This window comes from Leisingera sp. CC-HEC093, assembly GCF_059429195.1.
This window is the reverse complement of sequence record NZ_JCAIJR010000001.1, coordinates 2320273-2333998: the sequence shown is the minus strand read 5'-3', so window position 1 is coordinate 2333998 and position 13726 is coordinate 2320273. Positions and strand designations below refer to the sequence as shown.

General features: G+C 60.3%; 9 protein-coding genes. 7 read left to right on the top strand and 2 right to left on the bottom strand.

Annotation, left to right across the window (positions count from 1 at the left end; all coding sequences use genetic code 11):
• Position 1: 1 nt before the first annotated feature.
• Positions 2-667, bottom strand: a complete 666-nt coding sequence (locus tag AC5STB_RS11215; protein WP_495442915.1) for a TetR/AcrR family transcriptional regulator — start codon at positions 665-667, stop codon at positions 2-4.
• Positions 668-1091: 424 nt separating this feature from the next.
• On the opposite strand from AC5STB_RS11215, the gene AC5STB_RS11210 reads away from it, so the two are divergent.
• From AC5STB_RS11210 to AC5STB_RS11190, 5 genes are read left to right on the top strand one after another with little or no spacing between them, the layout of a single operon-like run.
• The gene (locus AC5STB_RS11210) at positions 1092-2873 is read left to right on the top strand and encodes an ABC transporter ATP-binding protein (protein ID WP_495442914.1); all 1782 of its coding nucleotides are present in this window, start codon (positions 1092-1094) and stop codon (positions 2871-2873) included.
• The gene (locus tag AC5STB_RS11205; RefSeq protein ID WP_495442913.1) at positions 2866-4779 is read left to right on the top strand and encodes an ABC transporter substrate-binding protein; all 1914 of its coding nucleotides are present in this window, start codon (positions 2866-2868) and stop codon (positions 4777-4779) included. Before AC5STB_RS11210 ends, AC5STB_RS11205 begins: the two co-directional genes overlap by 8 nt.
• On the top strand, positions 4779-5807 hold the full coding sequence (locus AC5STB_RS11200) for an ABC transporter permease (protein WP_495442912.1): 1029 nt from the start codon (positions 4779-4781) through the stop codon (positions 5805-5807). Before AC5STB_RS11205 ends, AC5STB_RS11200 begins: the two co-directional genes overlap by 1 nt.
• Positions 5804-6958: an ABC transporter permease gene (locus tag AC5STB_RS11195; RefSeq protein ID WP_495442911.1), complete on the top strand. Its 1155-nt coding sequence runs from the start codon at positions 5804-5806 to the stop codon at positions 6956-6958. The genes AC5STB_RS11200 and AC5STB_RS11195 overlap by 4 nt, the downstream gene beginning before the upstream one ends.
• Complete coding sequence (locus tag AC5STB_RS11190; protein WP_495442910.1) at positions 6955-8301, top strand: CoA transferase; 1347 nt, start codon at positions 6955-6957, stop codon at positions 8299-8301. Before AC5STB_RS11195 ends, AC5STB_RS11190 begins: the two co-directional genes overlap by 4 nt.
• 158 nt (positions 8302-8459) lie before the next feature.
• Here AC5STB_RS11190 and AC5STB_RS11185 read toward each other — a convergent pair whose 3' ends face one another.
• On the bottom strand, positions 8460-10859 hold the full coding sequence (locus tag AC5STB_RS11185) for a mechanosensitive ion channel family protein (protein WP_495442909.1): 2400 nt from the start codon (positions 10857-10859) through the stop codon (positions 8460-8462).
• 395 nt (positions 10860-11254) lie between these two features.
• Here AC5STB_RS11185 and AC5STB_RS11180 point away from each other — a divergent pair, with 395 nt between their 5' ends.
• Together AC5STB_RS11180 and AC5STB_RS11175 are read left to right on the top strand one after the other, a co-directional pair.
• Positions 11255-12481 carry a glycosyltransferase family protein gene (locus AC5STB_RS11180; protein ID WP_495442908.1) on the top strand — a complete coding sequence of 409 codons (1227 nt, stop codon included), beginning with the start codon at positions 11255-11257 and terminating at the stop codon, positions 12479-12481.
• Positions 12478-13722, top strand: a complete 1245-nt coding sequence (locus tag AC5STB_RS11175) for a glycosyltransferase family 4 protein (protein WP_495442907.1) — start codon at positions 12478-12480, stop codon at positions 13720-13722. The genes AC5STB_RS11180 and AC5STB_RS11175 overlap by 4 nt, the downstream gene beginning before the upstream one ends.
• Positions 13723-13726 lie beyond the last annotated feature (4 nt).

Here is a 13726-nt window from a genome sequence, read left to right as displayed (position 1 = left end):
ATCAGATATCCCAGTGCTGGCGCGTGAACTCGGTGAAGGCCTCTATCTCTTCAGCCAGCGGTTCCCGGCCTGTGAACACTTTGAGATACTCCGGCGTGACTTCCAGCCGGTGGGCGTGGCTTTCGTTCGGGTCCGCCATATCATAGCCCAGCTGCATGTAATACAATACCTTGGCGCGGGTCATGGCCTCGCGCTCAGGGTATCTGTAACGGGCAAACATCGCTGTCAGCGCCTCAACCCGCCGCCGGTCGGACCCGTCCAAAAGGCTGCGAACCTTACCTGAGCGGCGCGACCAATCACGGACGGCAAAATCCAGAGCGGTGTTAAACAAGCTGGGGTTGGTGATGCAGTGGAAAACGTTCAAAACCGCTTCGGTGATGGTTTCGGCCGGGGCCTCGGCCTGGCGCACCATACCCGCGGTGTTTGTCTGATCCCAGGTTTTCAGAAGCGCGTCCAAAAGATCCTGACGCGATTTGAAGTACCAGTAGAAAGACGACCGCGACACCTGCATACGCTCTGCCAGCGCAAGAACCTTGACCTGTTCCACCCCGTCAGAGACCAACACGTCCATCGCCACATTCAGCCAGTCTTTTCGGGTGACCTTGATATTACCGACCAGCGGCTTGGCTTCCGGGTCATCCCGGTGCAGGACAGGTTTTTGCGCCATTTGCGGCCTTTCGGAAAATTCTCGTTTCGGGACATCTTATGCGGCGGCTGCGGCGCACGCCAACCTGTCATTCCTGCCCGCCTTAAATTGCGGCAAGATCTGAGTGGCGTTAGCGACACACGGTAAGGGCCGCCTTTCACTCAGATCCAGCGAGCATCGGGCACATCGCCGCGCGCCTTTGCGCATCTTCGCAAACCGACCAACGGACGCCCCGGGGGCCGACGCATCCCAACGATCAAACGCTGGCTGTGCAGCATTTCACCCCAACGCCGCTTTCAGCGGCTTGGCCAATTTTCCTTTGCTAAGCCGGCATCTGGACAAATGGGGTTTGACTAATCGGCCCCTGGCGCGCGAAGGTGATGAAAAAAACAGGGGAAAACACAATCTCATGAGCGCCATGAACCAGCTTGGCCGGCAAATCTGAATGCGCCCTCTGCTGTCTGTCGAAAACCTCAGCATCGGTTTTGGCAAAGGAGACTCCGTTGTTAAGGACGTGAGCTTTGCCGTCAGCCCAGGGGAAACGCTCGCCCTGGTCGGGGAAAGCGGTTCGGGTAAAACTGTGTCGTGCCGGGCAATTCTGCGCATACTGCCAAAAGTGGCGCAGCTGCGGTCTGGACGCATTTTTTTGGACACCCGCGGTAAAAGGCTGGACCTGGCAACGCTGGACGAGCGCATAATGCGGGATGTGCGCGGGAACACCATCTCAATGATTTTCCAGGAACCGATGCGCTCGCTATCGCCGCTGCACCGGATCGGCAATCAGGTGTCCGAGGTGCTATGGCTGCATGGGCGCAAATCCGAGCGCGAGGCGCGCGATGTGGTTCTGGAATGCTTTGAACGGGTTGGCTTTCCAGAACCGGAGCGCACCTATCGCTCCTACCCGTTTGAATTATCCGGCGGGATGCGCCAGCGGGCAATGATCGCCATGGCGATGGTGGCCAAGCCGGACCTGCTGATTGCCGATGAACCGACAACGGCGCTGGACGTGACCACTCAGGCGCAGGTGCTGGGGCTGATGAAGGATCTTCAGCGCGAAACAGGAATGGCAATGATCCTGGTGACCCACGACCTGGGTGTGGTTGCCAATATGGCCGAGCAGGTGGTCGTAATGCACAAGGGCCGGGTCATGGAGGCCGGGCGCGCCGAACCGATGCTGCGCGCCCCGGCCCACCCGTATACCAAGGCGCTGTTCGACGCCGCTCCGGAAATCCCGGATGAGGCAGTGGTTGCGATTCCGCCTTCGCGCGAAGATCTGATTATGGAGATGAAATCTGTCTCCAAAACTTACACGCTGCGGGCCGGCAAGGGCTGGCAAGCCCCCACGCTGATCCACGCCTGCCGCGAGATCGACCTGCGGGTGACTCGCGGGGAGACACTGGCAATTGTCGGCGAAAGCGGTTCGGGCAAGACCACCGCGGCCCGCATCGCACTGGGGGCAGAACCGCCCGATCCCGGCGGCGAGGTTTTGTTCCGGCCCGAGGCCAGCCAGCCCCCGGTCACAGTCCATGATATGGATAGGGAAACGCGGACAGCCTTTCAGCGGCAGGCCCAGATGGTGTTTCAGGACCCGTACTCTTCGCTGTCGCCGCGAATGCGCATTCAGGACACGCTGATGGAACCGCTGGATATCCATCACATCGGCACCCGCGCGGAGCGCCGCGATAAGGCCGCGGAAATGTTGCGTCTGGTGGGCTTGTCGCCTGATATGCTGAAGCGTTACCCGCACGCTTTTTCCGGCGGCCAGCGGCAGCGCCTGTCGATAGCACGAGCTCTGATGCTGGACCCGGCATTGATCGTCTGCGACGAACCGACTTCAGCGCTGGATGTCTCTGTTCAGGAGCAAATCCTCCGCCTTCTCGAAGAGATCCGCGATCAGCACAACCTGTCCTATCTGTTCATCAGCCATGACCTCGCCGTGGTGGCGCGGATCGCCGATGAGGTTGCGGTAATGCGGCGCGGGCTGATTGTCGAGCAGGCACCGCCGGAAACACTATTCTATAATCCCCAGCACCCCTACACCAAGGCTCTGATTGCCGCTCAACCGGAACCAGACATTGACCGCCCCATCGATCTGAAACTGGTGGCCCAAGGCGCGGGTGCGCCGGAACGTTGGCCCGAGGCGTTCCGATTCAACGGAGTTGATGCGCCGCCCCTGGTAAATTTAAAGCACCTGGAACCCGGCCACAAGGTACGCTGCCATGCTTGATGCTATGAAGCCAATACTGGCTGCCGCTTTTTGCCTTGCCCCCTTGCCTGCGCTTGCAGAGATAACGGTGCAGGAAAGCGGGTTCTGGAAGGCCGAGGTTAAGGCAGGATACCTGCCGCCAGCTGCCAAACGCCTGCCTGAAGTGCCCCTGGTGGTCGATCTTGCCGACAAGGGCCGGGCGTTTGGCATTCAGGGCGGAACGCTGAACACCATGGTCACGCGCTCCAAGGATATCCGGCAGATGGTGGTTTATGGATATGCGCGGCTGGCAGGGTACGACGAGAGGTACCAACTCAAACCTGACATTCTACTAGGATACGACAATGAGGCGAACCGCCGGTATACGCTGAAACTGCGGCCCGGGCATCGATGGTCCAGCGGCGATCCGTTCACGTCTGACGACTTCCGGTATTGGTGGGAGGATGTTGCCAACAACGAACTGCTGAGCCCGGCCGGACCACCGGATTTTCTGCGTGTGATGGGCAAGCTGCCGCGGGTCAGCTTTCCAGACGAAACCACAGTGATTTATGAATGGGATGACCCGAACCCCAGCTTCCTGCACACGCTGGCCCAGGCCCGCCCGCCCTTTATCTACCGGCCTGCCAAGTATCTGAAGCAGTTTCACGCGGATTATGCCGACTCTGAGGCTCTGGATGAGGAAGTCGACTATGCCCGTGTCAAAAGCTGGGCTGCGCTGCACAACAAGTACGACAACATGTACAAGTTCGACAATCACGAGCTTCCGACGTTGCAACCCTGGATAAACGCCTCTCCCGGCAAGAAAATCCGCCACCAGTTCGTGCGCAACCCCTATTACCACCGGATCGACAGCCGTGGTGTCCAGTTGCCCTATATTGACACTGTCGAAATGGAGATCGTGACTGCAGGGCTGGTGGCTGCCAAGTCGAACGCAGGAGAGGCGGATCTGCAGGCCCGCGGGTTGGACTTCCGCGACATTCCAATCCTGCGCAAAGGCGAAAAGGACAACTCCGGCTACAAGACCTTCCTATGGGGCAATGGTGCCGCCTCGCAGATTGCCATTTACCCGAACCTGAACACGCAGGATCCGGTCTGGAGGAACATTCTGCGCGATGTGCGGGTGCGGCGCGCCCTGTCTCTGGCCATCAACCGCCGCGCCATCAACCGGGCGCTCTATTTCAACCTCGCAAAACCCGGCGCCATGACGGTGTTGGAGCAGAGCGAGCTGTTCAATCCAGCCCTGCGCGACGCCTGGGCACAGTTTGATCCGGAGCAGGCTAACCGGTTGCTCGACGAAGCCGGGCTGACCGAAAAGGACGGCTATGGCATCCGCTACCTGCCCGACGGTCGGCTGATGGAACTGATTGTGGAAACCGCCGGCGAACGGCAGGAAGTGGAAAACGCCCTGCAGATCATTTCTGATGACTGGCGCGATGTCGGCGTCAAGCTGATCATGCGCCCGCTTGACCGCGACATCCTGAGGAACCGTGTGTTCTCCGGCAGTACCATGGCGTCGGCCTGGTTCGGCTGGGACAATGGCTTGCCCCAGTCTTATACTTCCCCGGTGTATCTGGCCCCGACGGACCAGGTCTTTTTGTCATGGCCGAAGTGGGGTCAGTATTATCAGACCGGCGGCAATGCAGGCGAGCCGCCGGATATGGCATCGGCTCAGCAGCTGCTGACACTGTTGCAGGACTGGGACATGGCCACAACAAAGGCCGAGCGCATCGCAGCCTGGCGCGCCATGCTGGAAATCCATGCCGAGCAAGTCTATGCCATTGGCGTGGTGGCCGCCGCGCCGCAGCCGGTCGTCGTCAGCACCCGGCTGCGCAACGTGCCGAAGCAGGCCATCTGGGCCTGGGACCCTGGCGCACATTTTGGCGTCCATCGCCCGGATGAATTTTTCTTTGAGGATGGCCTGGACTGATGGAGATACTGCGATACGCTATCTATCGCTTCGGCACCATGCTGATGACGCTCCTGATGGTGTCGGTGCTGATCTTTGTCATCATCAACCTACCGCCTGGCGACTACCTTTCGAACCAGATCGCCGAACTCCAGGCGACCGGGCAGTCCGCAGGCGTTGCTAAGGCTGAATTCCTGCGCAAAGAATATGCGCTCGATAAGCCACTGTGGCAGCAGTACATGATCTGGATGGGCTTCATGCCGGGTCCGCACGGATTTTCCGGCATGATCCAGGGCAATTTCGGCTGGTCCTTTGAATTCGACAGCCCGGTGGCCGATATCGTGGGTGACAGCCTGTGGCTGACGGTGCTGGTGAACCTGGCCGCTGTGATTTTTGTCTATGCCGTCGCCCTGCCTCTGGGTGTTTTGGCCGCTGCGCGCGCCCGCACCTGGGTCGATTACACTACCGCCTTTGTTGGCTATCTGGGGCTTGCCACTCCAAACTTCCTGCTGGCGCTGATCCTGTTTTACTACGGCCACCGCTGGTTTGATCTGCCGATCGGCGGGCTGATGGCACCTGAATTCGAAGGTGTGCCGATGAACTGGGACAAGGTGAAATCCATCTTGGTACATTTGATTGTTCCAACCTTCGTGATCGGTACCGCCGGCGCCTCGGCGATGATGCAGCGGCTGCGGGCCAACATGCTGGACGAACTGGGTAAACCCTATGTGGAGACCGCCATCGCCAAAGGCATGGCCCCTGCCCGCATGCTGGCAAAGTACCCGCTGCGGGTGGCCTTCAACCCCTTTGTTGCAGACATCGGCAACCTGCTACCCTCGATGATCTCCGGCTCGGTGCTGGTATCGGTGGTGCTGGGCCTGCAGACCATCGGTCCGACCCTGCTGACAGCGCTCAAGACACAAGACATGTTCCTCTCGGGGTTCGTACTCATGTTCGTTGCCCTGCTCACTCTGATCGGCACCATGATCTCGGATGTGCTGCTGGTGCTTCTTGACCCCAGAATCCGCTATGAGGGGCGTGACGCATGACCCACCTGCCCGACGGACGCTATGTCGATGATGAACCATTTGATCCGCAGGCCTCGCTGCTGGAGTTGGAACGCAAGGACTTGGACGCCCCGAACTGGCTGCTGGTCTGGCGCAAGTTCAAGACCCACAGACTGGGCCTTGTCTCAGGCATTTTTCTTCTGGTTGCCTACGGCCTGATCCCCTTTGCCGGGTTCATCGCACCGTATGGGCCCAACCAGCGGTTTTCAGAGCATCTCTACTCGCCGCCTCAGTCGATCAAGCTGTTTCACGAAGGCGAGTTCGTCGGCCCCTTCGTCTATCCCATGACCTCCGAAGCCAACTTGGAGACTTTTCAGTGGGAGTTCAAACCGGACACCTCACGCCCGCTTGCGCTCAAATTCTTCTGTGAAGGCAGCACCTACCACCTCGCAGGTTTCATCGAGAGCAATCGGCACCTGTTCTGCGCCAGCGAGGAGGCCACGATCTTTATTTTGGGCTCCGACCGTTTGGGCCGCGATATCTTCAGCCGTGTTTCTTATGGCGCACAGCTGTCTTTGACTGTTGGCCTGATCGGTATAACGGTCTCATTTGTGCTCGGAATTTTCTTTGGCAGTGTCGCCGGCTATTTCGGCGGCCGGGTCGACTGGTTGGTGAACCGGGTGATCGAAATCCTGCGCTCGCTGCCTGAGCTGCCTTTGTGGCTCGCCCTGTCTGCCGCGGTGCCCTCAAATTGGTCGCCGGTTGCGGTATTTTTCATCATCTCGATCATCCTTGGCATTCTTGACTGGCCCGGACTGGCCCGATCCGTGCGCGCCAAGTTTCTGTCCTTGCGGGAGGAGGAATATGTCCGTGCCGCAGAAATGATGGGCGCGACGTCCGGGCGGGTGATCCGCAAGCATCTCCTGCCAAACTTCATGTCGCATTTAATTGCATCAGCCACCCTATCGATCCCGGCCATGATACTTGGGGAAACCGCACTGTCCTTCCTCGGCCTCGGCCTGCGCGCGCCTGCGGTCAGCTGGGGGGTAATGCTGAATGACGCGCAGAACCTGACATCTGTGGAGATCTACCCCTGGCTGGCCGTCCCGATGCTGCCGATTGTCATCGTTGTGCTCGCCTTCAACTTCCTTGGCGACGGGCTGCGCGACAGTCTGGATCCCTATCAGCAATGACTCTACTCGCATCCCTGCCCGCCGCGGATCAATTCCGCCTGACCGGCAGCGGACAGTGGCGCAGTGCCTTTGCTGTCACTGAACTGGCCAATGCTTCAATTGCAGCAGTCGGGCTGGAGCTGGCACGGCTGATCAAAGCGCTGAACCTCGCGTCAGCCATGCCTCACGTCACCGTGGATCAACGCCTCGCCTCGCTCTGGTTCGGTTACAGTTTCCGGCCCAAGGGCTGGGAGATTCCCAGCCTGTGGGACGAAATTGCAGGCGTCTATGAAACAATGGACGGCTGGATCCGTCTGCATACCAATTTGCCGCACCACCGCCGGGCTGCACTGCAAGTGCTTGGCTGCACCGCCACACGGAAGGCCGTGGCCGCCGCAGCAAGCCACTGGCAGGCCGATAACCTGGAACGCGAGACCGTGGCCGCTGGCGGCGTGGCTGCTGCCATGCGAAGCCGCGCAGACTGGCTGGCGCACCCGCAGGGGCGGGCGGTGGCGGCGGAACCGCTGATCCACTGGTCCGATCCGGTACCGCTCCGGCTGCGGGAGAGGCCTGAAGCGACGGCAGAGCGCCCGCTGGCTGGTTTGCGGGTGCTTGATCTGACCCGCGTTCTTGCCGGGCCGGTCTCTACTCGCACTCTGGCCGGCTTCGGTGCCAACGTGCTGCGGATCGACCCGCCAGGCTGGGATGAGCCGGGAGTGATCACCGACATCTCTCTGGGCAAGCGCATGGCCACGCTTGACTTGACCAAGGGCGAAGACCGGTTGGTCTTCGAAACCTTGCTGACCCAGGCCGATGTGCTGGTGCATGGCTATCGGCCCGGCGCACTGGACGGGCTGGGTTATGACGCAACCGCCCGGCGGCAGTTTGCGCCAAACGCCGTTGAGGTGACACTGAACGCCTATGGCTGGACCGGTCCTTGGGCCAAACGGCGCGGGTTCGACAGTCTCGTGCAGATGAGCGCTGGCATAGCAGATGCAGGCCGGGGCTGGGCCGGAGCGAATGAGCCGCACCCGCTGCCAGTTCAGGCGCTGGATCATGCAACCGGATATCTGATGGCCGCCGCGGTGCTGTCGGCATTGACGGTTGCGGTGCAAGCTAAGTCAGTGCCACGGGCCCAGCTATCCTTGGCCCGCACAGCGGAGCTGCTTGCTGGGATGGACAAGCCCGGCAAAGAACAGGGCATCACCGGGCCAGAAGACCGCGACTACTCTCCGCAGATAGAGACGAGCGGCTGGGGGCCCGGCCGCCGGCTAGCAGCACCGCTCCGTCTGAACGGTACCGCAATGCACTGGGATACGGCAGCCTCCCGCTGCGGCAGTGCCCTGGCTGCTTGGCTTGATTGACCGGAGGCAAAAACGCCGACCCGGGCCATGGCCACCGTCGGCAAGGAAGCCGGACTCAGAATAATCTACTTTAGGTAACCGGCATCTCGCCGGCCCTGTAGTTTTCAAGGCCACGCTGCACGTCAGCGCGGCGACAAGCCCAAAACCAAGCTGACCCCTCAGCGGTCGTCGCCGCCAGGCCCGCCCATGTCCTCCAGCATGTCCTCGTCAATCGCCGCCTGCACGGCCCCCAGTGCGGCCTCCTTCTGTTTCGGCGTCACCTCATCCTCATGGTCCGGAGCCAAGCGCACCGTCACTTCTCGATGGGCGAATTTGACACCTTCGCGCGCGAACAGTTCGCGGATCTCCTGGTACACACGCTTGCGGACGATCCATTGGTCACCTGGCTTGGTCATGAATTTCACCCGGATGATCATTGCGGAATCCTGCATCTCAATCACCCCCTGCGACTTCAGCGGCTGGATGAAGGTATGGCCGACAACCGGATCGTCCATCAGCTTTTGGCCCAGCTTTTTAATGAGCTTCCTGACCTTCTCTACATCGGTATCGTAGGTGACCCGCAGTGGCAGTTTCATCATCACCCAATCACGGGAGTAATTGGTCAGCACCTTGATCTCGCCAAAAGGAATGGTGTGCAGCGCACCCAAGTGATGGCGCAGTTGGAAGGAGCGGACTGATATTTTCTCCACCGTGCCTTTGACATCGCCAATGTCGATGTATTCGCCTTTGCGGAAGGCGTCATCAATCAGGAAGAAGGCGCCCGAAAAAATATCCCGCACCAGAGTCTGCGAGCCGAAGCCCACGGCAAGGCCAACCACACCGGCACCGGCAAAAAGCGGGCTGACATTGATCCCAAGCTCCAGCAGCAGGATGAGAACGATCGACACAAGCACTACCGCCAAAATCGCACCGCGGAACAGAGGCAGCAGAGTGGCCAGCCGGCTGGCCCCGCCAGCACCGCCTTCATCGCCCAGTTCGGCCTCCGGAACCTCCCCCACTTCTTCGTCAATTTTACTGTCGATCCAAATCCGGAACAGGTGATAGACGATGTAGCCGATGAACAGGATCACAGTAACATCTACCATCCGCTCGGCAGCAGTGGTCTCGAGCCAGCTGGCATCCGGGTTCCAGACTATGACCAGAGAATAAGCGCCGACAATAAACGCCAGAATGCCCGCACCCCTGCGGGCGAGGTCCTCGTATGTGCCTATCGGGTGTTTTGTCTTGGGGAGAGCAGCTTCCTCCCCCTCGTCGTCTTCCCCTTCCAAAGCAGAACCGTCAGGCAGCGCTGCCTCAGTGTCAGCGCCCGCCCTGCCTGCTTCCAGCAATGCATTTTCCGCGCCTGACGGCGCCGCTGCCGCGGTCTGGACAGCCAGACTGCGGCGGAAATACCTTTCGATCGCGTAATTGATTGCACCATAGACCACCAGGATCGTGGTCAGAACAAAGTAGCTGCCCGCCATCAGCGGGATCGACACCTCGTGCTCGAGCACCAGATCGAAGGCCAGCTTGAGCCAGCCGAAAACCATATAAACCATCAGCACCGGCGCCCAAGCCACCGCCAGAAAACGCACCAGCCATGAACAGTCATCCGGCAAGCGGCCTGCGCGGATGGCCTTGGAAATCGCCCGGCCATTGACCAGCACCATCAGCAGGTTACCCAGCGCGCCCACCAGTGCCAGCACGCCATAGACCAGCGCATAGACATTGTAGTTGAGGCCGAAATCCCCAACCCAGGTCGCAAACAGCGTCGAAGAAATGTCGTATGTTGCCAGCAAGGAGGCCCAGATATACAGCCGCTTGGCTTCCCGGTCGGAGAACACCGGGATACGGTATTGGGCTAAGAATGGCGACAGCACCATCCGCCACAGGTCAGATACTGTCCGTGCCAGAAAGTAGGCGGTGTAGATCGCAGTGACGGTAAATTCGATAGACGGATCGCCGGACGCGCCGAACACCAGATATGAAATTAACGCCGCAAAAATCATAGCGAATATTGTAGCTCCGATCCCCATCAGGAAGCGGAAAACCAGGAAAGGCATCTTTTCCTGATAACCTTCGGGAGTTTCCCGGATGCGCGCGACCACAAACCTTTTCGCAAAACGCTTGCCGTAGATTTCCACTGACAGCCAGCGTCCGATCAGCAGAAACAGCACACTCCAGCCCAGCACCTCGACATAGGTCATGATGCGTCCGTCCGGGCTGGTTTGGCGCAGGATGTATTGCATCTCGAAAACTGAATACGGCAGTGCCTCCAGCCGGCTGTTCAGCTCGGCTCGGAAAGCGGCAACCCTGGACTGGGCCTTCATCAACGCTGACGGCTGCTCCATTGCGGCCGCAGATGAAGGGTCATCCTGCCGCTCGGGTTTGGCCGGTTCATTCAGCAGCCGGCCACTGCTGTCGACAACCAGCACGCTGACACCGCTTTCTGCAGCCTGCTCAATGGCCCGAGAGATCGCCTCCGCGCCGCCAGCTTCACTTTCCTGCGCGCTGGCGTGAGCCCCCAGCCCGAAGGTCAGCAACAGGCAAAACAGAAACCGGAACAGTGATTGCAGCATGGCGGGCTATCCTTCTGGAAACTGGAGCCAAATTAAACATCTGCCGGGACGTTGCGCAAATGGCGCGCGTGCAATTTACTGTGCACAGTGCAGCAGGGCCGCATGATTGCATGCGCACGGCCTCCAAGTTATACAAACACAGATATCTGCTTTCGGGCAGAGAGCCGTGAAGCCGCGGTCTGACTGCAACCAGTCAGGACCGGACGCGGAAAAAGCAAATGTACTGACTGTGCCCCTGCCGAATGCGGATGATGGGCGCGCAAACTGAGGCAGAAGATGGCGGAGCATTTCAGCACGCGCCCGGAAACGAGCGGCAGCGCAGGCTGGCCTGTTTCTTGCGCCGCCGTTAGCCGTGTGCAGCCAGGCAAATGCCAGAACCCCAACCAGGCGACCCCATGACCGACACAGGCATCACCCACCGCACTGCGGACTCCGCCAGACGCGGTCCCCGGATCATGTTCTACAGCCACGACACGTTCGGTTTGGGACATTTGCGCCGGTCGCGGGCGCTGGCCGGGGCAATTACAGCTGACAATCCCGACGCCTCAGCGCTGATCCTTACCGGCTCTCCCGTGGCTGGCCGTTTTTCCTTCCCGTCCCGGGTTGACCATGTGCGCCTGCCCGGTGTTATCAAACGCTCGGACGGCTCTTACGCCTCGCGCACGATGGGTATGAGCATTGAAGAGACCGCTGAGCTGCGCGCGGCATTGATCCGCTCAACCGTGGAGCAATACAACCCCGACGTTTTGGTTGCGGACAAGGAACCCACTGGCTTTCGTGGCGAGCTGATGCCGGCGCTTGACCTTCTAAAATCGCGCGGGAACTGCAAGACGGTACTTGGATTGCGCGACGTGCTGGACGAGCCAGAAGTGCTGGCGGCGGAATGGGAGCGAAAGCACGCGGTTGAAGCCACCCGGGACTTCTATGATGAAATCTGGGTTTATGGCCCGAGGTCCGTGTACGATCCCACAGCCGGGCTTCCCTTCACCTCTGAGATGCAGGCCCGGATGCATTGGACCGGCTACCTGCGCCGCGACCTTGGCAAAGTGGGTGAGCCGCCTGACCAACCTTATCTGCTGGTCACGCCTGGCGGCGGCGGCGATGGCGAAATGATGGTGGACCTGGTGCTGTCCGCATATGAGGCCGACCCAGACCTCTCCCCGCGTGCAATGCTGGTCTACGGGCCTTTCCTTTCCGGCGAAACCCGCGAGGATTTCGAAGAGCGCGTGTCTCGCCTGAACGGCCGCGTTACTGCCGTTGGTTTCGAGTCGCAGATTGAAACCTTGTTTGCCGGCGCTCAGGGCGTTGTTTGCATGGGTGGCTACAACACATTTTGCGAGGTTCTGTCCTTTGACAAACCGGCAGTGATCGTGCCCCGCACTACCCCGCGGCTGGAGCAGTGGATTCGCGCCAGCCGGGCTGAAGAAATCGGCCTGACGTCCATGCTTGATGAAACCCGTGACGGGTGGACAGCTATGGCATTGGCAAAGGCAATCCGTGCTTTGGCGACCCAGCCGCCGCCCTCTGCGGCGGGCTCCGAAGGGCTGCTTGATGGGCTCGATTACGTCACCCGCCGGGTAGCGGCGCTGCTTCAAGACATTCACGCGGACGCCGCCGAATGACCTATGCCCGCCCGCCTCTGGCAGTTGTGGTCAAGGGCTGGCCGCGGCTATCTGAAACCTTCATCGCTCAGGAACTGGTAGCGTTGGAGGCTGCAGGGCATACTTTTGAAATCTGGTCATTGAGGCACCCCACTGACGTCAAACGGCATCCATTGCACGCGCAGCTTCAGGCCAAGGTGAACTATCTGCCCGAATACCTGTATCAAGAACCTGAGCGGGTTTGGCGAGCGCGTGCGCTGGTACAGCAGCTTCCCGGTTACACCGAGGCCTACCGCGTCTGGCGCGCCGACCTCTGCCGGGATCCAACCCCCAACCGCATTCGCCGTTTTGGTCAGGCCTGTGTGCTGGCCGCTGAAATGCCGGCAGAGGTGCTGGGGCTTTATGCGCATTTTCTGCACACTCCCTCCTCCGTTGCCCGCTATGCTGCGATCATGCGCGGCTTGCCATGGAGCTTTTCGGCACACGCCAAGGATATCTGGACCTCACCCGACTGGGAAATTCAGGAAAAGCTATCCGCAGACCACCACGGTGCGGCCTTCGGCGCCACCTGCACCGGGTTTGGGGCAAAACACCTCCAACAGCTGGCCGACACGCCGGAGAGAGTGGATCTGGTCTACCACGGCCTGGACCTGTCCCGTTTTCCCGCCCCGCCGGAACGGAAGCCGCGCCTCCCGCAGGATCCGGTTCAGTTCATGTCGGTTGGCCGCTTGGTCGAGAAAAAGGGCTTTGACCGGCTAATTGCGGCCTTTGCCCTCCTGCCTGCGGGTCTTGACTGGCATTGGACCCATATTGGAGGCGGCGGTCTGGGAGACCTTCTGCAAGGCATGGCCGAAGATGCGGGTATCGCCCGCTGTATCACCTGGCGCGGGGCCTGCGACCAGCCTGAAGTGATCGAGGCAATGCGGACTTCTGATCTGTTTGTGCTACCCAGCCGAGTGGCAGCGGATGGCGACCGCGACGGGCTGCCCAATGTTCTAATGGAGGCGGCATCCCAGCGTCTGCCCATCCTTTCGACACCAGTTTCAGCAATTCCGGAATTCATAACACACGACACCCATGGCCTGCTCAGCGAGGACAGCCCCGAGGCGCTGGCTGAATCTCTGCTTTTCGCGGCCCGCCATCCCCAGAGACTGGCCCGAATGGCCGAGGCTGCCCTTGCCCGCCTGCGCGCGGAGTTTGGTATGGACCCCGGGATTGCCCGCCTCTCGAAGCGGCTGACCGCAATGCTGCACGGCGGCTGATTGT